Annotated in this window: 21 protein-coding genes; 12 read left to right on the plus strand and 9 right to left on the minus strand. The window is 58.8% G+C overall.

What is annotated here, in order from left to right; genetic code table 11:
- Positions 1 to 73 precede the first annotated feature (73 nt).
- The 4 genes from VJ956_RS04170 to VJ956_RS04185 all read left to right on the plus strand — a co-directional run bounded on the left by VJ956_RS04170 (position 74) and on the right by VJ956_RS04185 (position 2695).
- Positions 74 to 871 (plus strand): ParA family protein, encoded by a 798-nt coding sequence (locus VJ956_RS04170; RefSeq protein WP_324082182.1) that lies wholly within the window; start codon positions 74 to 76, stop codon positions 869 to 871.
- Positions 864 to 1616, plus strand: a complete 753-nt coding sequence (locus tag VJ956_RS04175; RefSeq protein WP_324081958.1) for a chemotaxis protein CheW — start codon at positions 864 to 866, stop codon at positions 1614 to 1616. Before VJ956_RS04170 ends, VJ956_RS04175 begins: the two co-directional genes overlap by 8 nt.
- Before the next feature lie 136 nt (positions 1617 to 1752).
- Entirely contained in the window at positions 1753 to 2241 is a 489-nt protein-coding gene (locus VJ956_RS04180; protein ID WP_324081960.1) for a chemotaxis protein CheW, read from the plus strand.
- 61 nt (positions 2242 to 2302) lie between these two features.
- Positions 2303 to 2695, plus strand: a complete 393-nt coding sequence (locus tag VJ956_RS04185) for a DUF2802 domain-containing protein (RefSeq protein WP_324081962.1) — start codon at positions 2303 to 2305, stop codon at positions 2693 to 2695.
- A gap of 9 nt (positions 2696 to 2704) precedes the next feature.
- Here VJ956_RS04185 and VJ956_RS04190 read toward each other — a convergent pair whose 3' ends face one another.
- The 8 genes from VJ956_RS04190 to VJ956_RS04225 all read right to left on the minus strand — a co-directional run bounded on the left by VJ956_RS04190 (position 2705) and on the right by VJ956_RS04225 (position 11547).
- Positions 2705 to 3010, minus strand: a complete 306-nt coding sequence (locus tag VJ956_RS04190) for an EscU/YscU/HrcU family type III secretion system export apparatus switch protein (protein ID WP_324081964.1) — start codon at positions 3008 to 3010, stop codon at positions 2705 to 2707.
- Positions 3007 to 4332, minus strand: coding sequence for a flagellar hook-length control protein FliK (locus tag VJ956_RS04195; protein ID WP_324081966.1), 1326 nt, complete (start codon positions 4330 to 4332; stop codon positions 3007 to 3009). The genes VJ956_RS04190 and VJ956_RS04195 overlap by 4 nt, the downstream gene beginning before the upstream one ends.
- 245 nt (positions 4333 to 4577) lie before the next feature.
- A complete protein-coding gene (locus VJ956_RS04200) occupies positions 4578 to 6326 on the minus strand; it encodes a BatD family protein (protein WP_324081967.1) in 1749 nt (582 codons plus the stop codon).
- A complete protein-coding gene (locus tag VJ956_RS04205) occupies positions 6320 to 8128 on the minus strand; it encodes a VWA domain-containing protein (RefSeq protein ID WP_324081969.1) in 1809 nt (602 codons plus the stop codon). The genes VJ956_RS04200 and VJ956_RS04205 overlap by 7 nt, the downstream gene beginning before the upstream one ends.
- Positions 8121 to 9143, minus strand: coding sequence for a VWA domain-containing protein (locus VJ956_RS04210; protein WP_324081971.1), 1023 nt, complete (start codon positions 9141 to 9143; stop codon positions 8121 to 8123). Before VJ956_RS04210 ends, VJ956_RS04205 begins: the two co-directional genes overlap by 8 nt.
- Entirely contained in the window at positions 9137 to 9604 is a 468-nt protein-coding gene (locus VJ956_RS04215; RefSeq protein ID WP_324081973.1) for a DUF4381 domain-containing protein, read from the minus strand. The genes VJ956_RS04210 and VJ956_RS04215 overlap by 7 nt, the downstream gene beginning before the upstream one ends.
- Positions 9605 to 9625: 21 nt before the next feature.
- Positions 9626 to 10573 carry a DUF58 domain-containing protein gene (locus tag VJ956_RS04220; protein WP_324081975.1) on the minus strand — a complete coding sequence of 316 codons (948 nt, stop codon included), beginning with the start codon at positions 10571 to 10573 and terminating at the stop codon, positions 9626 to 9628.
- An 11-nt stretch (positions 10574 to 10584) separates the two neighbouring features.
- A complete protein-coding gene (locus VJ956_RS04225; RefSeq protein ID WP_324081977.1) occupies positions 10585 to 11547 on the minus strand; it encodes a MoxR family ATPase in 963 nt (320 codons plus the stop codon).
- A 143-nt stretch (positions 11548 to 11690) separates the two neighbouring features.
- Here VJ956_RS04225 and VJ956_RS04230 point away from each other — a divergent pair, with 143 nt between their 5' ends.
- From VJ956_RS04230 to VJ956_RS04250, 5 genes are all read left to right on the plus strand, one after another.
- Entirely contained in the window at positions 11691 to 16580 is a 4890-nt protein-coding gene (locus tag VJ956_RS04230; protein ID WP_324081979.1) for an NAD-glutamate dehydrogenase, read from the plus strand.
- A gap of 81 nt (positions 16581 to 16661) precedes the next feature.
- Positions 16662 to 17339 (plus strand): carbonate dehydratase, encoded by a 678-nt coding sequence (can, locus tag VJ956_RS04235; protein WP_324081981.1) that lies wholly within the window; start codon positions 16662 to 16664, stop codon positions 17337 to 17339.
- Positions 17340 to 17463: 124 nt separating this feature from the next.
- On the plus strand, positions 17464 to 17640 hold the full coding sequence (locus VJ956_RS04240) for a hypothetical protein (RefSeq protein WP_324081984.1): 177 nt from the start codon (positions 17464 to 17466) through the stop codon (positions 17638 to 17640).
- A 115-nt stretch (positions 17641 to 17755) separates the two neighbouring features.
- Complete coding sequence (locus VJ956_RS04245) at positions 17756 to 18802, plus strand: class I SAM-dependent methyltransferase (RefSeq protein ID WP_324081986.1); 1047 nt, start codon at positions 17756 to 17758, stop codon at positions 18800 to 18802.
- Between the two features lie 250 nt (positions 18803 to 19052).
- The gene (locus VJ956_RS04250; protein ID WP_324081988.1) at positions 19053 to 20240 is read left to right on the plus strand and encodes a class I SAM-dependent methyltransferase; all 1188 of its coding nucleotides are present in this window, start codon (positions 19053 to 19055) and stop codon (positions 20238 to 20240) included.
- Here VJ956_RS04250 and VJ956_RS04255 read toward each other — a convergent pair.
- Positions 20219 to 20845, minus strand: a complete 627-nt coding sequence (locus VJ956_RS04255; protein WP_324081991.1) for a riboflavin synthase subunit alpha — start codon at positions 20843 to 20845, stop codon at positions 20219 to 20221. The genes VJ956_RS04250 and VJ956_RS04255 overlap by 22 nt on opposite strands.
- Positions 20846 to 20977: 132 nt before the next feature.
- Here VJ956_RS04255 and VJ956_RS04260 point away from each other — a divergent pair, with 132 nt between their 5' ends.
- Genes VJ956_RS04260 through VJ956_RS04270 form a run of 3 tightly spaced genes read left to right on the plus strand, consistent with a single transcriptional unit; the run spans position 20978 to position 23110 of the window.
- Positions 20978 to 21853 carry a hypothetical protein gene (locus VJ956_RS04260; RefSeq protein ID WP_324081993.1) on the plus strand — a complete coding sequence of 292 codons (876 nt, stop codon included), beginning with the start codon at positions 20978 to 20980 and terminating at the stop codon, positions 21851 to 21853.
- 16 nt (positions 21854 to 21869) lie between these two features.
- Positions 21870 to 22547: a TetR/AcrR family transcriptional regulator gene (locus VJ956_RS04265; RefSeq protein WP_324081995.1), complete on the plus strand. Its 678-nt coding sequence runs from the start codon at positions 21870 to 21872 to the stop codon at positions 22545 to 22547.
- A 56-nt stretch (positions 22548 to 22603) separates the two neighbouring features.
- On the plus strand, positions 22604 to 23110 hold the full coding sequence (locus VJ956_RS04270; protein ID WP_324081997.1) for a L,D-transpeptidase: 507 nt from the start codon (positions 22604 to 22606) through the stop codon (positions 23108 to 23110).
- The last annotated feature ends 1 nt before the right edge of the window (position 23111 follow it).

The raw sequence follows: 23111 nt of genomic DNA on the forward strand, positions 1-23111 counted from the left end.
TCAGGCCGATGACGGCCGACAATCCTTTATGGCAGCCGGTGATTCCGGGCCAGTCAAACCGGGGGAACACAGCGTGCGGATATGGGCAGTCGCCAATCAGAAAGGTGGGGTGGGAAAGACAACCTCTGTGGTCACGCTCGGTGGATTGCTTGCCGAGCGCGGCAAGCGGGTGCTCGTTGTGGATCTGGACCCACATGGGTCTCTGACCAGCTGGTTTGGTTATGACCCGGACACCCTGAATCGTAGTGTGTTTGACCTGTTCCAGCATCAGGGTAAGGTTCCGGACGGCCTCCCGGCTCAGCTGATTACCGGAACCAGCTGTGAGGGCATGTCGTTGCTGCCCGCCAGCACGGCACTGGCCACACTCGAGCGCAAACTGGTCGGTGTCGAAGGCATGGGCCGGATCATTTCCCGTACCCTGGCCCTGCTCTGGGATGATTTCGATTATGTACTGCTGGATACTACGCCATCGCTGGGGGTGTTGATGGTGAATGCGCTGGCGGCTGCACAGCACCTGATCATACCGGTGCAGACGGAATTTCTTGCGATCAAGGGTCTGGAGAGAATGCTGCACACCCTGGGAATGATCATGCGCTCCCAGAAAAACGCTCCATCCTACACCATTATGCCGACGATGTTTGATCGTCGCACCCAGGCATCGGTCAGAAGCCTGAATCATTTGCGCAGAAGCTACCCCGATACGCTCTGGAAATCGGCCATTCCGGTGGATACAAAATTTCGGGACGCCAGTCAGGCAGGGCTGACGCCTTCGGCGCTTGCTGCCGAAACCCGCGGGGTTCGGGCCTACGCCCACCTGCTCAGGGATCTGCCGGAAATGGCCAGCGCGGCGGTGGAGCGGCGCAATGGCTGATAACAGGGTCGGGAGAACGACTGACAAAACATTGACACAGGTGGCCAGTCCCGCCTCAGCCATTGTCAGTTATTTTGACGAGCTGCTTCATACCGCCACCGTTAGCGCCGAAGAAGAACCTGCGGACGGGTCTGCCGTTGCGGAACCTGAACGACAGCCAGAAACAGAAACGGAGCCGGAGCCAAGGGCTACCCCGGAAAACGGGCAGGCTTGCAAGCAGGGGGTTGCGGTTGAGCACAGCGAAGCACCTGTGCAGGAGGAACAGCAGCCACCGGGCCGTCCGGAGTGGTCCTACAAACCGTTTGAGTGTCTGATTTTCTCGGTCGCGGGGTTAAAACTGGCGGTCCCACTGATACTGTTGGGAGCCATTCACCGTATTGATCGGCCGGTAAAGTCGATACCGGGCAGTCCGCGATGGTACATGGGTATAAGACCGGATCCCGTGCAGAATCTGCGGGTGGTGGATTCCGCCGAGTGGATCATGGCGGGGCGCGCCCCGGCGGATGCGCGTGATCACTATAAATTCATTATCCGGCTGGACCGAAGCGAGTGGGGTCTGGCCTGTGATCACGTTGCCGAATCTTTTACCCTCAGGCCGGAGGCGGTGCGCTGGCGCTCGGCCCGCAGCAAACGACCATGGCTGGCTGGTACGGTGATTGAGCAGATGTGTGCGCTGGTGGATGTCCGGTCAATGGCCGACCTGCTGGTCCGGGCCGAACGCGAACACCATCTGGATCTGAGCTGACGCGATGCGGTTCTTTATGTGGTAACGCCTTGCGTTACTGGCACGGTTTGTGCTCCCGACTATAGTAAGGGGCACTGATGATGATTTTTTGACGATCTGGTTGCCCGCCGGGCGGCCGAAAAGGAGAGACAGGGTTATGGCATCCCCCAGCGGACAACAGAAACAGGCTCATGACGATCAGGTACTGCAGTACGTGACCTTCAGGCTGGATGAGGAAACCTACGGCATTGATGTAATGCACATCCAGGAAGTGTTGCGCTATACCGAAATTGCTCCTGTGCCGGGGGCGCCGGATTATGTGCTTGGCATCATTAACCTGCGGGGCAGTGTTGTCACAGTGATCGATACCCGTCGCCGCTTCGGGTTGTCCGACGCGGAAGTGACCGACTCCTCACGGATTGTGGTCATGGAGACCTCCAGTCAGGTGATGGGAATTCTGGTGGATTCAGTGGCCGAGGTGGTTTACCTCAAGGCCAGTGAAATCGAGACAGCACCGAATGTCGGTAACGAGGAAAGCGCCAGGTTTATACAGGGCGTGTGCAATAAAAATGGCGAACTGATCATTCTGGTCGAGTTCGAAAAGATGTTGTCAGATACCGAGTGGGCTGAAATTTCCGGACTGTAAAGGCAGCTTAACAGCCTTGCACAGGAAGGACGCCCGCGTCACATCAACGAGGACGTTCGTAATGACCGAAATTTTTGCTGCTCAGGCCCCGTGGTTCCTGACTGTTGCCATTCTTTGCCTGATGTTTGCTCAGGGTATTGCCTGCCGCCGCCAGATTCGCGCAGTGCGCGTCGAGTTAAAGACACGCAGTGAAGATCTGGGGCGCGAGATTCATGCCACGGCAAGCGGAAGCATGGGAGTTGGCCAGCGGATTGTGAGCTGCGAGCGGCAACTGCACGAATTGCGCGGCACTGTGGATGAAATGCGCCAGAATGATCCCCTGCGGATTTCCTATGATGAAGCGTCGCGGCTGGTCGATCTCGGCGCCGATATTGAAGATCTGATGAACACCTGTGGCATTTCCCGACCGGAAGCAGAGCTGGTCTCGGCGTTACGCAAACGTCAGGCTGCCTGAGCTGACAGATTAACCGCGGCCGGGAGGCTGGCCGGCGTCTTCGGGTGTCCGTCCCTCCAGATTGAAGGCGAACGCCAGGATCTCGGCAATGACCCGGTAAAGGGTTTCAGGGATTTCCTCATTCAGATCCAGCCGTGCCAGAATTCCGGCAAGCTCTGCGTTCTCGTAGAGTGGCACACCGTGTTCACGGGCTATCCGGATAATCTCTTCCGCCAGCTCAAAGTTGCCGGTCGCGGCAATAGTTGGCGCGGATTTGCCGTCGTATTTCAGGGCTACAGCTGCCGGAGTCGATGGTTTCTGGTTATTGTCGGTCATGCGCGGGTATCCACCAGGCGATGTTCAAGCTGGGTTGTTGCGCCCTGAGGAATCCCTTTGCAGCATTCCAGATCTGTGACTTCCAGGCCGATATCGACCAGACTCCTGCGAAGCCCGGGCAACAGGCCCCGGGCCTGATGCAGTGTCGACTGTTTTTCGGCCCACACCCGGGCCGAGACTCGCCCGAAGCCGAGAACGACGTCAAAATGCATTGGCCCGGCCTGATCAAGGTTCATGGCCAGTGACAGTTTCCACTCTGTTTTTCCCGACGGGTTTTTCTTTGCTGCCTCATTCTGTCCGGCCTTTTCTTCGACGCGTAATTGCATCAGGCGCGGTTCGTTGTTCTGGTTCAGCCAAGGCAGGTCAATCAGCAGCGTACTGTTGGGTGCAGGAGCGTCGGCAGTGGTTCTGCCAGACAGCACCTGGCTGTGAAGCTGGTTGACGGTAATCCGGTTTAATACCCCGGCCAGCAATCTGAGCATCTGCCCCACGCTGACCGGTTCGGCGGTGACTTGTGGCGTACGGCCGGTGACCGCCGCACCCGGAAACTGCAGCGGCGACTGAACCAGCTCCGGGCTGGGGATCGGGGTCAGGCGATTGAAGCCGTTTGGCGCCTGCCCCTGATATTCCAGCAGTTGATGGATCACTCTTCCCACCGCGAGTTTGAGATCTGCCGGCGGAGCATCGGTTGCACGGGCCGTGCGGGATTCGGCAAACAGGCCGCTCTGGCTGATCCACTGGCGCACCTGCTCCGCCGCTTGTGCTCCAGATGCGGTGGCAGGCGTTGGTGCTGCGGTAGCCGGAGTCGTGAGAGGCTGACCCCCGGCTGCCGCTGATGCCAGGCTAGCGAGTGTCTGGCGACCCGGCAGCAGCGTCACCAGTTGTTCGATGGCCTGCCTGACTCCCGGCGGCAACGGCCGGGCTGCGCCGGAAAGCGCACTCCCGGCGCTGGTGCTGGCGTCGGCTTTCAACCCGGCTGTCAGCGTGGCGAAAGCTCTCATCAGGCCTGCGTCGACAGACTGTTGCCACGGCAGGCGCTGGGCCAGGGCCCTGGCGATGGTTGATTCCGCGGCTGGCGCGAGTTTGCCCAGCAGTTGCAGTTCATTGTCCGCGCGCATGATTTTGACCCAGTCGCCGGTCGCCAGTGCGGTTTCACCAATGCTGGCGTTAACGGCGATGCTCTGGCCGCGGACATCCAGCAACAGGCGGCTGGCGCCCGGGGCCTGCTGATTGCTGATTTCCGCCACCCGTGCCAGGACGGTTTCGCGATTGGCGAGCTTGAGCTCTGCAAGCTGGGCACTGGCTGGTATCGCCGGATTCACGGCTGACGAGCCTGTAGCCGGGGCGACCCCGGCCGGGCGGACCGCTTTGAGTTGAGCGTCCGGATTCTGCGGGGCTGGGGGATTACCGTTGGGTACTTTCATCGCATCTGAATGGCTGCCTGATCAACGTATTCTGGTCGCGCTTTTGTTCCCATACTGCCCGCTACCCCGATCCGTGTCGAGGGGGCACTGGTTTGCCATGAACAGCCTGTGGTCGTGCATTCACGGCTCAGCAATTGCCCGGCCTAACGGGCGCTGAGCTCATCCGGGTAGAGCGGAGGCAGTGGATTTCTGGCGCCCGGCTCCGACTTCAGCCGTTCCCGGCAGCGGGTCAGGGCGTCAACCAGCGGCTTCCCCTGCCAGCTTTCTGCGGCTCCCGCCTGCGGGCTGTAAATTCTGGCCTGCAGTTCACGGATTCTGCGATCAACCAGATCATTACCGAGCGCCCTGTAGGCGTCCTCAAGGCTGAGGATCGAGCGCTGTGGCTCAAGCTGCTGCACCCACCGGATGAGGTGGTCGGGGGTTTCCGGTGCCCCCGCCATAGCGGATTCGCAGAGCGTCGAGAACAGGGCCTTTTCGGTGTTCCCGGGTTTCTGAGCGGGTGTTCTGACGCCGGTATGCTGGCGTCGTGAATACCACAAACCGAACCCGGTGATGAGCCATGCGGCCAGTAGCACAAGCGCGACTGTTTGCCAGAACCAGGGCCCTGTTGATTCTGATTGCAGCGCATTTTCTTCCGGGGCAGAGGGCGGTGTCGTTGGCGCTGGCTGGTCAGCGTTCTTTGCCGGGCTGCCGGTTGATGCCGGCTGGCCGGGCATGGCCTGGACCTGAAACTTCCGGGCCGGGATAACCGCCACTTTTTCGGAATCGGTAGTGGTGTCCCACCAGGGGATGCGGATTGCCGGCAGTGTCAGTTCGCCCGCTGTCACAGGGACCAGGGCCGCGGTCTGGGTCAGCCTGCCGGTGAGCCCCTGTTGGGTGGGGACCGTCTTGCGCTCCGGACTCTCCGGGTAAGCCCGGATGCCATCCGGCAGCTCATAAGTAAATGGTGGCAGGGCCTCCGCCGGCAGTCCTGCAGCAACCAGCTCGAGGCTGCGGGACAGATTCTGTCCCGTGCTGATGTCCGCGTCGCCGGGAAGCCCCGACTCGGACAGCGTCAGTTCTTTGGCAGGCAGCCAGGTCTTGCCGGTAAAGCTGGCGGGAACATCCTTCACTGGTACGGTGAACAGCTGTTTGCTGCCGCGCAGGACTTTCAGCCGGCCCGACGGGTCCCGGGCCTGGCCCTCGAAACGTATCGGCGGCAGGCGGAGCTCGCCCGGCTGCTGCGGGAAAACCCCGTAGCGGCGCTCCACCACCCGATAACGCTCACCATCCCGGAAGCGCGTGTACTGAATCTGTCTGCCCAGGCTTTCTATAATCGCGTCGGGGTGCGACGGCTCGGACAGCTCGCCCCGGATCAGGTTGCCCTTGAAAAACAGCTTTACCGAAAGTACCAGTTGCTCCTGGACGTAGACCCTGTCTGTGTCGGTCGACAGTTCGATAAAACTGTCACGGGCGCTGCCGGTCTGTTCCGGCGGACGGCCATCAATCATTTCGATGGTGATCGGCATGGATGTCGCATCCCGGAATTGCAGGGCGGGAATGGTCAGTTGACCTGATCTCCGCGGGGCAAGCTGGTAGGTCCAGGTTACCCTTGCCTTCGTCTGGTTGTTGATCGTCTGGATCGAGTACCGCTGCTTGCGCTCCAGAATTTCGAAATCGTCCTCAACTTTTTCAATATCCGGTGTTGGCAGGCTGGAGCCGTCGAATTCAATCATATTACCGAGGTTGATTTCGATCTCCGTGGAGCCTTTAACCGTCAGGGTCAGCACTTCACCCTGGTAAAGGCGCTCGCGATCAGGCTCAACCGACAGGGTCCCGGCGGCCGTGACGCCGGGCACCAGGGCCCACAGAACAGGTATCAGTATGAATGCAAAAACCAGACGGTTTACCATGGTGTGTCGCCCTTGTCGGTCCGGGTGTCCCGTTGCTGATACTGCTGGAGGAATTTTCGTCGGAGCAGACCGCCGGGATCATCGGGAACCCGCCGTAGCCATTGCTCCTGACCCTGGGAAAGGGCAGACGGGTCCAGTTCGGCCGGAACCGGAGCCTGCTGTTTGCCGGTGGTCTGTTCCGGTTCCTTACCGGCCTGCTGCCGTTCCTCATCCTGCAATGACGGCTGCTGCTGTGGCTGCTGACCATTCTGGCCATTTTGCTGCTGATTCTGCGCCTGTTCACGCTCGCTGCGGTTCTCTCCGGACTCGCCCTGATTGCCCGACTGGTCCTGATTGCCGGACCGGGTATCAGGCTGGCTTTCGGAATCCCCCTGTTCACTGCCTTGCTGTTGATCGGACTGATCCCCGGAGTCGCCGCGCTCCTGCCCCGACTGATTCTGCTGCTGTTCCAGCAACTGTTGAACCAGCTGACGGTTGAACCGGGCGTCCTCATGATCTGGTTGCCCGGCGAGGACCTGATCGTAGGTGCTCAGCGCTTCCTCCAGTTCGCCGGCCCTCGCCAGCGCATTGGCCCGATTATAAACGGCAGAGGAAGCGTCACCCCGGGAAAAAGCCTCGGCGGCACGTTTATAGTCGCCGGCACGATAGAGCGCGCTGCCCCGAAGATCCGGGTCCTGAAGATCCTGCGCCGCCTGTTCCGGGTTGTTGCGGATCATTGCTGGCGCTCGCTGGTCCTCGCGCAGCCACAGGCTTTCCCAGGACTGGGCCTGGGCAGGGCGGGGCGTCAGTGGTAATAAGGCGAATGCCACCACAAGCACTGCGCCCCGGCGCCAGCCCAGCCATGCCAGGGGGATAACAAGCCACAGCAGCCAGTAGCCATCGTCCTGCCAGCGATTGACGGTTAGTTCCCGGTCACTTTCCTGCCAGTCGTCCGAGTCCTGCGCGCGCAGCTCCAGAGCCCGGATGTCGGCATCGGAAAGGGTCAGGGCCCGGCTGCTGCCGCCGCCTGCTTCGGCCAGGACCTGAAGGGATTCGGGGTCGGCGCGGGAAATAACGATGTCGCCGCCGTCACGGATAAAGCCCTGGTCGGCAAGCGGTATCGGGCTGCCCCCGGTGGTTCCAACCACCAGCGTGCTGAGGGAGAAACGGCTATCGGCCAGGGCGGATCGGATGTTCTCCTGGTATCGGTCGGCTACGCTATCGGTAATCAGCAACAATCTTCCCTTGCCGGGCGCGCCCTGTTCCAGCAGGTCCAGCCCACGGCGTATACCCGCGTCCGCGCGGTTACCGGCGGCCGGCATGATAACCGGGTCCAGCACATCCAGCATGCCCTTGATGGTCTGGCTGTCGTCGGTCAGCGGGGTTACCACGTGGGCGTCGGCGGAGTAGACCAAGAGGGCCGTGAGGCTGCCTTCGCGGGCATCGAGAATGTCGCGGATCTTGCGTTTGGCGACGGTCAGGCGATCCGGTTCTGCATCGGTTGCCAGCATGGACAGTGACAGGTCCAGCACTATTACCAGGCTGTCGTTCTGTTGCTGGAGGGGTGTTGGGGCCTCGCGCCAGGACGGACCGGCGAGAGCAATTGCCAGCACTGCGAGCGCCAGAGCGAGGGGGAGGATGGGAGAGCGGGCACCGGCGCCAACGGCCCTGGAAGCACGGATCAGCGGAGTCAGGAGTTTTGCCGGGATGATCCGGTTCCAGCCACTGTTGACGCTGCGGAATCTGCGGAGAACCAGAGGCATAACCAGTGCGGCAATCAGCAGCAGCAACCACAGTGGGCGAATAAAGTGGAAATCATCCATTGTCGGCCTCCTCGCGCCGGGCCCCGTTTGCCCTGGCAAGAATCAGCGCCCGGCCGAGTTGCCATGCAAGCCAGATCAGCACGGCCAGACCGGCTGGCCAGACATAGAGTTCGGTGACTGGACGGTAGCGCTTGCCTTCGAGCTCAATGGGCTCAAGCTGGTCAATGCTTTGATAGATCTGCTCCAGTTCCGGCAGGCTGCGGGCGCGGAAGTACTGGCCGCCGGTCTGCTGGGCCATGCGGGTCAGCAGACCCTCGTCCAGGTCCCTGGATGGATTGACCCGTCGTGAACCCAGAAGCCCCCGCTGGATCATCGATTCAGCGCCGATGCCAATGGTATAGATACGGACCCCGGCGGCTTTGGCAATCTCGGCCGCTTTGTCGGGAGGGATTTCGCCGGCGGTGTTGGCACCGTCAGTCAGCAGGATGACGACTCGCTGCTGCTGCGGCCGGTCGCGAAGACGTTTGATCGCCAGGCCAATGGCATCACCGATGGCCGTCGCACGGCCGGCCATGCCAATGCCGGATTCATCCAGCAGGGTGCGGACCGTGTTCAGGTCAAAGGTCAGCGGCGCCTGAATATAGGGCTCGGTGCCGAATAACAGCAGCCCCAGGCGGTCACCTTGCCGGCGTTCGATAAAATCGTGGAGCACCCGCTTTACCGCCTGTAGCCGGTTTATACTCCGGCCCTGAACCACCATGTCCTGTTCATCCATGCTGGGTGAGATATCCACCGCCAGCAGCAGATCCCGGCCGGTGACCGGTAGCTGGACCTGTTCACCAACATACTGGGGGCGGGCCAGCGCCGTTACCAGCAGAATCCAGATCAGCAGCAGCAAGAGTTGCTTCAGCAGTGAATTGCGGCTACCGCTGCGACTGACGCCAGGCAGGTCCGAAAGCCAGTGTCCGGTCGGCAGTACCGGCGCTTCCACAGCGGGTGCAGGCCGCTTACGGGCGTTTGCCAGCAGCGGCAGGGCAATGAGGGCCAGCACCCAGGGATAGGCAAAACTCAACATTTCTGCCCTCCGATCCACACCCGGGCAAACCGGATGGCGTCGTCTGTTGGGCAGGTGGGCGAGGGCTGGTAACAGCTTGCAACCATCGCCGAGACAACCGGCCGCGAGGCGGCAGGGTCTGCAGGACTGGTTTCCAGCAGAAAATCCACCCAGCCGGATCCGCTCAGGGATTGCGGTTGCCGGTCCGGGTAGCGGGCAAGCGCGGACTGTTTCAGCAGTGAATTGAGTTCGTTGAACCACCGACTGGTCCCGGCGGCGCCCTCGGCCAGCCGGTCGAGTCGGCGCCGGGCTATTCGATACCATGCGTTTTTTTGTCGGCGACGGCGGAGCCATACCGTGATAGCGATGGCCAGCCCGATCACCAGCAACAGCACAAACCACCAGCCGGGGGCAGGGGGCCAGAAGCCTTCCGGCGGCGGGATATGAATGTCTCTGAGCTGGCTCAGCGGGTCCTGTTCCATAATCATTCCGCAGGTAATCGGTTAACCAATTCGGCCCCGAGGGCCAAGCAGTGCCTGGAGCGCAACCGCGGGCTCGTCAGCGGTCATGACCGTTGCCGGACTTACCCCGGCCGTGCGGAAGCATTCTTGCAGTTGCGCCTGGTGGCGGGCCACTTTCTCCCCGTACGCCCGCTGGAACCTCGGGTTGCTGCCGTCGAACCAGACTGGCCCGTCGTCTCCGGCAATCGCGAATCGGCCGCTGTCCGGCAGCTTCAGTTCCAGTGGGTCCACGATCTGCAGTGCGCTGACGGTATTATGCTTTGCCAATGCCCCCAGCAGACGCGAGGTGTCGTCACTCAGGTGGATGAAATCGCTGATGACAAAGATCCGGCTGCCGGTATGGGCCACGCGTCTGGCCTCACCGAGGGCGGTGTCGAGACCTGCCCCCGGCCGGTCTGACGATAATGCCTCCTGGCGCTGACCACGGATGCGCTGAAGGCTTGCCAGGGTGTCCAGCAGCTGCAACACCGATTTTTTGCGGCGGGCCGGGCGCTGGACCGTCAGGGTCTGGCCATCAAATACGATGCCCCCCACCTGATCGCCGGCCCAGAGCGCCAGCCATGCAAGTATGGCCGCCAGTTGCGCACAGCGAACCTGCTTGTAGGCGCCAGTGCTGGCGAAAAACAGCGATGGCCCGAGATCACACAGCAGCAGGACCGGCCGCTCCCGTTCCTCCTCATATAATTTGGTGTGGGGCGACTGCCGTCTTGCGGTGACCCGCCAGTCAATGCTGCGAATGTCATCCCCCGGCTGATACTGTCGCACTTCCGCAAAGGCCATGCCCCGGCCACGCCGGGGTGATCGCTGCAGTCCCGCCTGGCGTGACCGGACCTGCTTTGCGGCCGGCAGCTTCAGAGCGCGGGCGTCCGCCTGCAGGCGGATAAGCTGCGGCAGCGCAATATGGGTGGTGGCGGGTTCAAGGGAGCTCATGGTCACGACGGTCAGGCGGTTACCGGAACATTTTCAATCAGGCGCCTGATAATCGCGTCCGCTGTCAGACCTTCTGCTTCTGCTTCGAAGGTCAACAGTATCCGGTGCCTGAGCACGTCAAAGGCGATGGTGCGAATGTCGTCCGGGCTGACGTAATCACGGCCATCGAGCCAGGCATAGGCGCGGGCGCACCGGTCAAGTGCGATGGTGCCGCGGGGGCTGGCGCCGAAGGCTGTCCAGCGGGCCAGTTCAGGGTCTACAGAAACCGGTGAACGGGTAGCCAGCACCAGCGCCAGCAGGTATTGCTCGACAGCTTCTGACATGTAGATATCCGACACCTCATTGCGGGCCTCGAAGATCTGCTCTGCGGAAACTTTGTTTTCCACTTCGGTCTGACCCCGACGGAAGTCATCCCGGGCCAGGTGCAGAATCGCCTTTTCCGCTGTTGCTGATGGATAGTCAATCACTACATGCATCAGGAAACGGTCAAGCTGGGCTTCGGGCAGCGGATAAGTGCCCTCCTGCTCAATGGGGTTCTGGGTGGCCATGACCATGAACAGACGAGCAAGCGGAAAGGTCTGCATGCCGACGCTGACCTGCCGTTCGCCCATCGCTTCCAGCAGCGCCGACTGAACCTTGGCAGGTGCCCGGTTGATTTCATCCGCCAGTACCAGGTTGTGGAAAATCGGCCCGTGCTGGAATTCGAATTTTCCGGTCGCTGCGCGGTAGATTTCACTGCCGGTGACATCGGAGGGAAGCAGGTCCGGGGTGAACTGGATGCGGTGGAAGTCGCCCTCAATGTGATCTGCCAGAGCCTTGATGGCTGTCGTCTTGGCAAGACCGGGTGCGCCCTCCACCAGCAGATGACCATCTGCCAGCAGCGCTATCAGGAGACGGTCAACGAGCTTTTCCTGGCCGATTATCCTTTTCGCTAACTGAGTTCTCAGGTCGCCGAACGTATCCTGCAATGCCATGGGTATGAGTCACTCCGGTTCCGGGAAGATTTGCGTAAGTAGATGCCGCAGTTTTCGCATCTGTGCGGCAAAAATCAAGGGTTTGACTATGCTTAAGTGGCAACCGGACGGTTACGTTTATTTCACATTCTCAGAGGTTGACTATGAATGCGCTGACGATTGCCAGCAAGGAACAGTTTTTCGAAAAGCTGGCCGATGCCTTTGCTGAGAAGATTCCAGAGACAGAAGCGAAGAAAATCACGGATTTTGCCAAGCAGCACTTCGCCCATATCCCTCTTGAAGAACTGGCCAACCGACGATTTTCCGATACCTATGGCGGTATTCTCTCGGCCTGGCAGTTTTTGCAGAAGCGCGAACCTTATGAGTCGCCGGTGTCGGTATTCAACCCGGACCTCGAGAGCGACGGCTGGCAGTCGACCCATACCGTGATTTTCATCCTGCATCCGAATATGCCGTTTATTATCGATTCCTTGCGGATCGCCATCAATCAGCGGGAAATCGGGACCCATTCCATCCAGCACTCGGTTCTCCAGGTTCAGCGCGACAGCGAAGGCAGACTGGTAAATGTGTATCCGCCCAAAAAGAAAGCCAGCGAGACCCATTACGAGGCTTTGATTGCCCTTGAGATTGATCGTCACAGTAGCATGGAGGACCTGCGTGCACTGGAAGAGGTCTTCCAGAATACGCTTCATGAAGTACGGATTGCGGTAAACGATTTCCCGATCGTGAAAGAAAAAGTAACCGAGATCAGTAAAGAACTGGACAGCACTGCAGCCCGCATTGACGACGATGACAAGCAGGAGGCCATGGCCTTTCTGGAGTGGCTGGTGAAAGAGCATTTCACGTTTCTTGGTTACGATGAGTACGACTTTGTCAAAGACAAGAAAGGCCTGGTCGTGCGCAGGGTCGAGAACTCGGAACTGGGCATTCTCAGGGTTAATAATGAGCGGGCCGACATGGTCAGGCTTAACGAGCTGCCCAAGCGAACCCGGCATGAAATGACCCGCACTGATGACATCTTCATTTTTGCCAAATCCGCTCAGCGCTCCCGCGTGCACAGGCCGGCATACCCGGATTACATTGCGGTGAAAAAGTTTGACAGCAAGGGCGAAGTCGTCGGTGAGAGGCGTTTTCTTGGCCTCTACACCGCAAGGGTATACAACGAACGCCCTGACGAAATTCCGTTACTCCGGAAAAAGTTTCAGACCGTCATGCGGCGCTCCGGGTTCATGCGGGATGACTATGCCGGCAAGGAGCTGGACCAGATTCTGACGGTCTACCCAAGGGACGAGCTTTTCGAGATTGAGTCCTCTGACCTGCTAGCGGTGGCCAAGAATATCCTGTATATCCAGGAGCGCCGCCGTATTGAGCTGTTCATGCGCGAGGATGTCTATGGTCAGTTTGTGACCTGCCTGGCTTTCTTTCCACGGGATATTTACAACACTGAACTGCGGCTGAAAGTTGAGCGGGTGCTGGAAGATACCCTGGGCGCAGAAGATATCGAGTTCGTTACGCATTTCTCTGAGTCGGTGCTGGCCCGGGTGCAGTTTACTATCCGGGTCCCCCAGATGGAAAACCGCCAGATTCCGTATCAGGAAATCCGTGAAAAGGTCTTTGCCCTCGCCCAGTCCTGGCGTGACGGACTGCTGGAGGCGTTGAACGAGGCTTATGGCGAGGAGCCGGGCAACGAGATGTACCGTCTCTATTCCTCAGCGTTTCCCGCCAGTTACAAGGATATGTTCTCGCCTCGTCGGGCCGCCATCGATCTGGACCACATTGCCAGGAGTACCAGCGAAAAGACGCTCACCATGAGCTTCTACCGGGCACTGGAAGAAGATGAGAGCACGCTTCATTTCAAGCTGTTCTATCCGGACGTTACCCTGCCGCTGTCGGATGTCATGCCGATTTTCGACAACCTGGGTTTCCGGGTGATTGGCGAGCATCCATTTGAAGTGACTGACCGCCGCGGGGCCGTTGTCTGGATACATGATTTTACGCTCAAGACCACTGGCGAAACAGTGGTGGATATTCACCGGATTCGCCCGATTTTTGAGGACCTTTTCACCCGGGTCTGGTATGGCGATGCCGAAAACGACGCGTTCAACCGTCTGTTGCTGTCGTCTTACATGAGCTGGCGGCAAATTGCCCTGCTCCGGACCTTTGCCCGCTACATGCGTCAGATCCGGGTGTCCAACAGTCAGACTTTCATCTCCAACACCCTGGTTCATCATGTGGATCTGGCACGCCTGCTGTTGGAGTTCTTTGAGGTTCGCTTCAACCCGGAGCGCTACCAGAGCCCGGGCAAGAGCAAGGCCGCGCAGCAAAAGCTGGAGATCGAATTCAATGCCGGTCTTGATGCGGTCGAAAACCTCAGCGAAGACCGGGTGTTGCGGCTGTATATCGAGTTGATGCAGGCCACGCTCCGTACCAACTACTACCAGCCTGACGAAAACGGCAAAAACAAACCCTACATCAGCGTGAAACTCAACCCCCACAAGATTCCGGATATGCCGCTGCCGCTACCCATGTTCGAGATTTTCGTTTACTCGCCACGGGTGGAGGGGGTTCACCTGCGGGGCGGCAAGGTGGCCCGGGGTGGCCTGCGCTGGTCGGATCGTTTCGAGGACTACCGCACCGAGATTCTGGGACTGGTAAAAGCCCAGCAGGTCAAAAACGCAGTCATTGTGCCGGTGGGCGCCAAAGGTGGTTTTGTTGCCAAGCGGCTGCCGGACATATCGGACCGTGAGGCTTTCCAGGCCGAGGGCATAGCTGCCTACAAAACCTTTATCCGTGGTCTGCTGGATATTACCGATAACCTGGCGGAGGCTGGTGGAATCAAGCCACCGGAGGCGGTGGTACGTCACGATGGAGATGATCACTATCTGGTGGTGGCTGCCGATAAAGGCACGGCGACGTTCTCCGATATTGCCAACGGCCTGGCAGCGGAGTACGGCTTCTGGATGGGGGATGCGTTCGCCTCGGGCGGCAGTAACGGCTACGATCACAAGAAAATGGGCATCACCGCCCGTGGTGCATGGGTAGCGGTGGAACGCCACTTCCGCGAGCTGGGGATAAACCCGGCACTGGACGAGTTCACCGCCATCGGTATTGGCGATATGGCTGGCGATGTTTTTGGTAACGGCCTGCTGTCATCGGAAAAAACCAAGCTTGTGGCGGCTTTCAACCATATGCACATCTTTATTGATCCGTCGCCTGACGCGGAGGCGAGCTATAAAGAGCGTAAGCGGCTGTTCGGGCTGCCCCGGTCGTCCTGGACAGATTACGACGCCAAGCTGATCTCCAAGGGCGGTGGTGTTTTCAACCGCAGTGCCAAGTCGATACCGGTCAGTCCCGAAATGAAGAAGTTGCTGGGCATCAAGTCGGATCGTGTGCCGCCGAATATGCTGATCAGCCATATTCTCAGATCCCAGGTGGATCTGTTGTGGTTCGGCGGTATTGGCACTTACGTGAAAGCGAAAAGCGAGTCCCACGGCGATGTCGGCGACAAGGCCAATGACGCACTTCGTATCAATGGTTCCGAACTGCGCTGCAAGATCATCGGCGAGGGTGGCAATCTGGGCATGACCCAGCTTGGCCGTATCGAATTTGCCTTGCGCGGTGGACGCCTGAATACCGATTTCATTGACAATTCCGGTGGTGTGGATTGTTCAGACCACGAAGTGAACATGAAGATTCTGCTGAATCAGGCCGTTGCCATGGGCGATCTGACGCATAAGCAGCGCAATGTGATGCTGGTGGAAATGACTGATGATGTCGCCAGACTGGTTCTGAAAAACAGCTACCGGCAGGTTCAGGCGATCAGCATCGCCAGCGTGGGTGCTGCTACCCGGATGGAGGAATATCGCCGGCTGATGAACACCATGGAGAGTGAAGGCAAACTCAATCGCAGCCTTGAGTTCCTGCCAGATGACGAGACGCTCACTGAACGCAAACTCGACAGGAAAGGCCTGACACGGCCGGAGCTTTCGGTGCTCATTTCCTATGTCAAGGGCGATCTCAAACAGACGCTTATTGCCAGCAACCTGCCGGACGACCCGATGCTGGCCAGCGAGATGTACAAGGTATTTCCCCGGGAACTCACCCGTAAGTTCGTCAAGGAGTTGAACGAGCACCAGTTGCGCCGCGAAATCATTTCGACCCAGATCGCCAATGACATGGTGAACCATATGGGCATTACTTTTGTGGAGCGGCTGAAACAGTCCACCGGGGCAGATGCGGCCTCCGTGGCGCTGGCCTGGATCATTGCCCGTGACGTGTTCCGCCTGGACACCTGGTGGGACAAGATCGAGTATCTGGATTACTTTATTCCGGCCAAACTTCAGATGGAGCTGATGAACGATCTGATGCGGTTGATTCGCCGCGCCGTGCGCTGGCTGTTGCGGAACCGCCGAGCCGAGCTCAGCATCCAGAGCCACCTGGAGCGGTTTGCAGATAACGTATGGATGATCACCTCTGATCTGCCAGAGTATCTGGGTGATCGGGCTCGCGAAGAATGGAAGAAGCGCCACGATGAACTGGTTGACGCAGGGGTTCCTGAGGATCTGGCGTCAGTAGTCTCGGGGACCAACTATCTCTATTCTTCACTGGGCATCATCGAGGCCCATGAGGCAACCGGCATGCCGCTGAAAACCGTCGCGAAACTGTATTATGATCTGGGCGACAAGCTGGATCTGAACTGGTTTGCCAACGCCATCGCAAACCTGGTACCGGCCTCACACTGGCAGGCTCTTGCCAGGGAGAGTTTCCGGGAAGACCTGGACTGGCAGCAGCGTGCACTGACGACGGGTGTTCTGCGCATCGCCGGCAAACCCGAGGAAGTCGGTCCTTGTGTTGACGGCTGGATGCAGCGGTATGAACCGCTGATACAGCGCTGGGAATCCATGCTCAATGAACTCAAAGGCGTCCGTGAACCGGAATATGCGATGTTTTCTGTGGCATTGCGGGAGTTGCTGGACCTTGCCGAGACCACCATGCACACCCAGCATGAGGAAGTGATCAACCCGGTCCAGTAGTTTTCGGGTCGCGGCATTGCCAGCGTTCAATGTCGCCCTGACTGGCAGGTTTTGAAACCTTCTGAACAAGAGATAAGCGACATGGGACAACTCGACACCTTAATGGACAAAAACAGAGCCTGGGCAGCGGGTATCAAGGAGCAGAATCCGGAATTCTTCAGCAAGCTCTCCGATCAGCAGGCTCCGGAGTACCTCTGGATCGGGTGTGCGGACAGCCGTGTGCCGGCCAATCAGATTGTTGATCTGATGCCCGGTGAGTTGTTTGTGCACCGCAATGTTGCCAACGTGGTGGTTCATACAGATTTCAACTGCCTGTCGGTGCTCCAGTTCGCCGTTGATGTGCTGAAAGTGAAGCACGTTCTGGTTGTTGGCCATTACGGGTGCGGGGGTGTCAAGGCGGCACTTTATAATGAAGGCTTCGGGCTGATTGCCAACTGGCTGCGCCATGTGCAGGACGTCAGGGATAAATATCAGGACGTACTGGCCGGCGTTGCCGGAGAGCAGGACCGGGTCGACCGCCTGTGTGAACTGAACGTTGTCGAGCAGGTCACCCATGTGTGTCAGAACAACATCGTGCAGGAAGCCTGGCGGCGGGGTCAGGCGCTGACTGTTCACGGTTTTGTCTATGACCTCAGGGATGGCCTGCTGCGGGATATGGGCTTGCATATTGGCTCTGATGATGAAAAAGATGTGATAAAACAGAGCAGTATCAAGGAACTGGTGTCGCGCCCGGTTCGCTCCGGGCGGCAAAGACAGTGACGAATCGATTGTCAAACTTTGTCAAAAATTCGTGACAAGCGTCACTTGGTGACCCTCGGCGTCATCACAGTTATCGGTTCTTCCGGTTGTTACACTGCGGGTGTAGTAATTCAGGAGATGAACCATGAGAGAAATGATGCAGAAAGCTCTGAGTGCCATGAATGCGCGCAGGGGGACAAAAGCGTCAGGCCGCAGGACCCGCTATGTGGGTGCGGATCGATCACAACCGGCATCCTCTGAAGACTGGGGGATGTCCCCGGAAGATGCCCTGAAAGCCACCATGGTCTCGGGTTACAAGTAAATTCCTGCTTCGCGCCGCCGCTCTGCGGGCAGGATCTGGCAGAGTACGGCGTTTACCTCCTGCTTCACTTCGGTTTAAAGTAGCTTCCCGCTTTTGCCTGAGGCTGCTTTAATCCATGTCTGCTATGCCCAATTCCCATCAGGCCCTGTTGAAAAACCGGGAATGTGTGTCCGGTCGTCTGGCTCTGATCGGCCCGACTGACCCGGGACTGCTGCAACAGATTGCCGGTGATGGACTGGCGATGACTGAAAACATGGGCATTTTCGGGCTTCTGCAGGCCAATGAACCATGGACCGTCAGCTTCGGGTATGACCACCCGGCTCTGGTCCCTGACTGTGCCGACACAGTTGTTATCTTTGTGCCGAAATCACGGGCTGAAATGTCAATGCGTCTTGCCCTGGCCCGTTCGCTGACCAGAAAGAACGGTCGTGTAATTGTGGTGGGCGAAAAAAAAGAAGGAATTGCCGGGGCCGTGCGGCAACTGCGTGAGCTTTTCCCGCAATCGGAAAAGATAGACAGCGTACGCCACTGTCAGGTGTGGCAGGCGGATACCCTGCCGCCATCCCCGGCTTTCTGGGTTTCAGACTGGCTGCAGTGGCATGGGGTCGAACATGGCAGCATACGCCTTGACGTCGCCGCCTTACCCGGAATTTTCAGTGACGGCGAGCTGGATGCCGGAACCGCCATGCTGCTCGATACCCTGGGCCGGATTCCGCTGGATTCGGGAAGAATTCTGGATTTTGGCTGCGGTGCCGGGGTGATTGGTTGCTGGTGGCAGCGGCTGCAGGCCCAGCGGGGCGATCCCATTTCGTCGGTGGACGGGGTGGACGCCCAGTTCCAGGCAGTGGCATGCGCCCGGGCGACCTATAACCGGGCGGGTGCGGAGGGTAACATCATCGCTTCCGACGGCCTTGCAAATGTTGAAGGCCAGTATCAGTCGGTGGTGACCAATCCGCCCTTCCATTCCGGGATTCGCACCGACACATCTGTGACCGAACGTTTTTTGCAGGGCATCAATCGTCACCTGGTAAAAGGCGGGGAGCTGCGGCTGGTTGCTAACCGGTTCTTGCCCTATCAGGCGTTGATCCGGCAGCACCTTGGCCCGGTCAAAGTCCTGGCGGAAGACCACAGGTTTACGGTCTGGTCCGCCAGAAAAGGCTGATTTCGAGGCAAAAAAAAGCCCCTGGGGTGAGGGGCAAAAGTTTGTGTCCCGACAAAAGGACCAAACGGTAAACCGGGAAAATTTCTGGCCGGATCCGGGCGCAACATCTGTTGCAAGAATGCTTCGTTTAAAACCAGTGTTGCCAAGGTTAAAGTGAATTTCTAGAGTAATCAGCCTAGAACGTCGTCTGACGTGCCGGATTCCGCAAATACTGATAAAAAAAGTAAACGAAGGGGAAATACTGACGACCATGGCAGCTGAAACCCTTCAGATTAATGGCATTGAGCTGTGTATCCGCAGGCCGGGAAATCATGCATCCGGACTACGTGGCTGGGATGCGGCCGATGAATTGCTGCTCGGGCACGGGCTGGACACTCTTGCGGGCCTGAAATCGGAGGGCCGCGGAAGTCCCCGGGTACTGATCCTTGATGATCAGTTCGGCGCTCTTACGCTGGGATTCAGCGAGTTTTCGCCCGTCACCCTGGCAGAAAGCGCCACCCTGGCCTCTGCGTTGCGCGCCAATCACCGGCTCAACCCCACTCGCGACACCCGCCTGTCAGCGTCTTTTGCTGAGCCTGTGAGCTGGATCAACCCGCCGAAGAACGGGTTCGACCTGGTGATCATGCGAATTCCCAGACAGACCGATTACCTGGCCTGGCTGCTGCGATGGATCAATCAGGTGCTGGATCCGTCGGGACTGATCATCGCCGGCGGAATGATCAAACATCTGCCGGCCAGCAGCGCCGAGGTTTTCGATGAACTGGTAAACCCCCGGACGGTTACCCGGGCCCGTAAAAAGGCACGGGTAATCGTCTCGGAACCCGGAGCAAAGACGCTTGCGGGCTGGAGTGATCAGTGGCAGGGATACCATCTTCCGGAACCCGGCCTGCGGGTGGACGCCTTGCCCGCCGTGTTTTCCCGCCGCAAACTGGATATCGGCACGCGGGAACTGCTGCCTTTCGTGCGCCAGCAGGCGGGACTCCTGGCCCCGGGCAGTCGCGTACTGGATCTGGCCTGTGGCAATGGTGTTCTTGGTCTGGTGGCCCTGGCGCAGCGTCAGGACCTTGACGTTACTTTCTCTGATGTGTCCAGTCAGGCCGTAATCAGCACCCGTTACAACGTCGAGCGGAGATTCCCCGGCGCAACAGTACATTTTGCCCATAGTGACGGGTTGCCCGCCGCGGCGTCCGGGTTTGATCTGATTCTGCTCAACCCGCCCTTTCATGAGGGCGGTGTGGTCGGTGATCACATCGCGCTGACACTGTTCGAACAGTCCGCTGGAATGCTGGCGCCCGGGGGCCGCCTGTTGCTGGTCGGCAATCGCCACCTGGGGTATCACCACACCCTGAAACATTCCTTCCGCCGGGTGCATCAGCTGGCTTCAACCCCGAAATTTGTGGTGTTCGAGGCTGCCCATCAGGAGGCGGGGGGAGTGTAACCCAGACGGGCCAGAATGGGGCCGAGAGAATCAACAATGGTCTGGGTCTGGCTGTCTATTTCAATATTGACCCTGTCACCCACGGCAATATCCGCAAAGGTGGTGGCACGAAGGGTCTCCGGTATCAGATGAATACTGAACCGGTTTTCGGTGACCTCACCGATAGTCAGGCTGGCCCCGTTTATTGCGATATAACCTTTGGGAAAAATATAATGGGCCCAATGACCGGGCACTTCGAAGGTCAGGGTGCAATTGTTTTCAGGCCTGTCGATGGCAACGGTATCAGCTGTGGTATGGATGTGCCCTGACAGCAGGTGCCCGCCGATTTCATCACCAATGCGGGCCGCCCGCTCGAAATTTATCCGGTCACCGGGCTTCAGTGTCCCCAGGGTTGTCAGCCCGAGGGTTTCCTGCATGGCGTCAAAGAACAGCAGATCGGTTTCCTGCCGGGTCACCGTCAGGCAGGTGCCGTTGATGGCAACTGAAGCGCCGATGGTGACGCCCTGAACCTTGTCTGAGGGAAACCGGATGGCAAAACTGCTCAGCCCCGGGGCCGCTTTTACATCTTCAACGACGGCGACACCCTGAACGATACCTGTAAACATGACAACCCTTATACTGGTTCCGGCGCCGGTACTGGTCTGCCGGGCCCGTAGTCCGCAAAGGATACCGGCAAGGCAAGGCTCTGCCAAGCTATTGGACACTCAAGAAATGGCAGCCCTGGCCGATACACCTTCATGGCTGAAAACACGCGTTACCAACCCGGAAAATCCGAAACGCCCCCGGAGGAGCCCTTGCTCCGCCAGGGGCGACAGGCTGATCCCGTGCCTGTGGTAACAGCGGCCCCACCAGACCATCAACAAGATCCTGACCATGGGAAAGAGCCAGCCATTGAAGCGTCGGGATCGGGCGCCGGTAATGAGAAAACCCGGTCCGAATCGCGCCAGAGAAAGCTCCGGCTGATGTTGCGGCAGTGCGATCGGGTGGTGCTGATGGATTTCGAGATTCTAGCCATGGCCGACTGGCCAGGCAATTATACCATGACTCTGGCACGCCGGCGCCGGGATCTCTGGCTGTTCGGTTCGTTGCTGGCAGGTCTTGTGTTTCTGAGTGGTATGACTGGCCTGGTACCGGCCTGGATCGCAGGTGGCGGCTTTGGCGTTTTTGTCATTCTGCTGGTTTCCGGACTGCCTTCTGTTCGTGGCCTGCTGACGCGCAAGCCTTCCTTTCTGGACCTGCTCATCAAGCGCAGGCGAATGCTGCAGGATGCACGCAAACACATCCGCCACCTTGAGGGTAGTGATGGGCTGCTCTGGCAGTGCGCGCGCCTGGCAGAGTTCAATAACACCCTGCGCGACGCCCGTTTCAGCGAGCTGCTGGCGCTATCAGAGCGGCGGGTACTGGCAAACAGCCTGAAACGTCGGGAACATATTCGGCTCTATCTGATCTATCTGCTGGAAGCAGAAAAAGCTTATGGGCGCGCGGAAAAGGCCTTTTTTGCAGGCCACCAGCAGGCTCTTGATAACGGCTGGGAGTCGGCTGCGGCAAGCTCCGGGGGGGCGCGCTTGACAGGACGTCGGATCAAACGTATGTTTAAAACAGACGTGTGGTAGAGGCGCTGAAACTGTTATGGCTCAGACTGATACGGTTGACCGGATTCTGGATGCGGCAGAGGAGCTTTTTGCAGAACGCGGATTCTCCGAAACTTCTCTTCGTATGATTACCAGTAAGGCTAAGGTAAATCTGGCCGCTGTCAATTATCATTTTGGTTCCAAGAATGCGCTGATTCATGCCGTATTCGCCCGTTTCCTGACACCATTTTCCGCCACCCTGGAAACCGCGTTCGACGATCTCGAGGCCCGGTGTGACGGGCAGCCGCCGACACTTAACCAGACCCTCTGGGCGCTTACCGAAAGCGCGATTCGCATGCCCCAGCGTAATGAAAAAGGTATCTCTATATTCATGCGGCTTCTGGGTCTGGCCTATACCCAGTCCCAGGGACATTTACGCAGGTTTCTGGAGCAGGAATACAGTCAGCCTTTCAGCCGTTTCATGAGGCTGCTCAAGGAATCCACGCCGCAATTGTCGGCCGTTGACCGCTACTGGCGCATTCAGTTCATGCTCGGTGCGACCGCGTTCACCATGTCCAGCAGCGATGCGCTGAGGGGTATTCTCCAGAACAAGCTTGGTATCGATACCACTGTGCAGGAAATCGCCGCTCGCCTGGTGCCATTTCTTGCGGCTGGCATGCAGGCAGAAGATCCGATGCTGATGATGCCCCATGCCGGTAAATCCTCAGTTGCCTGAGCGCCGCTCACTCGGTTAGTCTTCGTCTCTGGTTTTTACCGAGAGGCCAATTGCGCATGCCACAGGCTCCCGCCCGGGACAGCTATCCAAAGATCGAGGTCTGTCTGGACGATCAGACTTTGCTGCTCTGGAAAACGGCAAATACCCGGCCCTTACGCTACTCGGTATCGACCGCATTGAATGGTTCCGGAGAGCGCAACGGCAGTGGCTGTACGCCTCGCGGCAAACACTATGTCAGAGCCATGATTGGCACCGGCCGGCCGCTGAATACGGTGTTTGTCGGGCGACGCCCTACCGGGGAAATTCTCACCCCGGAGCTTGCCGCCCGTTACCCCGAGCGGGACTGGATTCTGACCCGTATCCTTTGGCTTTGCGGGCTCGAGCCGGGGAAAAACCGGTTGGGGTCAGTCGATAGTTTTCGTCGGTTCATCTACATTCACGGCACGCCGGATACCGAACCGATGGGCGTCCCGCAATCCCACGGCTGTATCCGGATGCGAAATGACCAGGTTGTGGAACTGTTCCGTCAGGTCCGGCCCGGTACTCCCGTTGACATCACCTGAG

The organism is Marinobacter sp. (assembly GCF_035268745.1).
Classification (GTDB): Bacteria; Pseudomonadota; Gammaproteobacteria; order Pseudomonadales; family Oleiphilaceae; genus Marinobacter.

Bases quoted from the DNA above. Each gene is read 5' to 3' on its own strand.
- VJ956_RS04175 (WP_324081958.1), top strand. From the start codon at position 864: ATGGCTGATAACAGGGTCGGGAGAACGACTGACAAAACATTGACACAG.
- VJ956_RS04180 (WP_324081960.1), top strand. From the start codon at position 1,753: ATGGCATCCCCCAGCGGACAACAGAAACAGGCTCATGACGATCAGGTA.
- VJ956_RS04185 (WP_324081962.1), top strand. From the start codon at position 2,303: ATGACCGAAATTTTTGCTGCTCAGGCCCCGTGGTTCCTGACTGTTGCC.
- VJ956_RS04190 (WP_324081964.1), bottom strand. From the start codon at position 3,010: ATGACCGACAATAACCAGAAACCATCGACTCCGGCAGCTGTAGCCCTG.
- VJ956_RS04200 (WP_324081967.1), bottom strand. From the start codon at position 6,326: ATGGTAAACCGTCTGGTTTTTGCATTCATACTGATACCTGTTCTGTGG.
- VJ956_RS04205 (WP_324081969.1), bottom strand. From the start codon at position 8,128: ATGGATGATTTCCACTTTATTCGCCCACTGTGGTTGCTGCTGCTGATT.
- VJ956_RS04210 (WP_324081971.1), bottom strand. From the start codon at position 9,143: ATGTTGAGTTTTGCCTATCCCTGGGTGCTGGCCCTCATTGCCCTGCCG.
- VJ956_RS04215 (WP_324081973.1), bottom strand. From the start codon at position 9,604: ATGGAACAGGACCCGCTGAGCCAGCTCAGAGACATTCATATCCCGCCG.
- VJ956_RS04220 (WP_324081975.1), bottom strand. From the start codon at position 10,573: ATGAGCTCCCTTGAACCCGCCACCACCCATATTGCGCTGCCGCAGCTT.
- VJ956_RS04225 (WP_324081977.1), bottom strand. From the start codon at position 11,547: ATGGCATTGCAGGATACGTTCGGCGACCTGAGAACTCAGTTAGCGAAA.
- VJ956_RS04230 (WP_324081979.1), top strand. From the start codon at position 11,691: ATGAATGCGCTGACGATTGCCAGCAAGGAACAGTTTTTCGAAAAGCTG.
- can (WP_324081981.1), top strand. From the start codon at position 16,662: ATGGGACAACTCGACACCTTAATGGACAAAAACAGAGCCTGGGCAGCG.
- VJ956_RS04240 (WP_324081984.1), top strand. From the start codon at position 17,464: ATGAGAGAAATGATGCAGAAAGCTCTGAGTGCCATGAATGCGCGCAGG.
- VJ956_RS04245 (WP_324081986.1), top strand. From the start codon at position 17,756: ATGTCTGCTATGCCCAATTCCCATCAGGCCCTGTTGAAAAACCGGGAA.
- VJ956_RS04250 (WP_324081988.1), top strand. From the start codon at position 19,053: ATGGCAGCTGAAACCCTTCAGATTAATGGCATTGAGCTGTGTATCCGC.
- VJ956_RS04255 (WP_324081991.1), bottom strand. From the start codon at position 20,845: ATGTTTACAGGTATCGTTCAGGGTGTCGCCGTCGTTGAAGATGTAAAA.
- VJ956_RS04260 (WP_324081993.1), top strand. From the start codon at position 20,978: ATGGCTGAAAACACGCGTTACCAACCCGGAAAATCCGAAACGCCCCCG.
- VJ956_RS04265 (WP_324081995.1), top strand. From the start codon at position 21,870: ATGGCTCAGACTGATACGGTTGACCGGATTCTGGATGCGGCAGAGGAG.
- VJ956_RS04270 (WP_324081997.1), top strand. From the start codon at position 22,604: ATGCCACAGGCTCCCGCCCGGGACAGCTATCCAAAGATCGAGGTCTGT.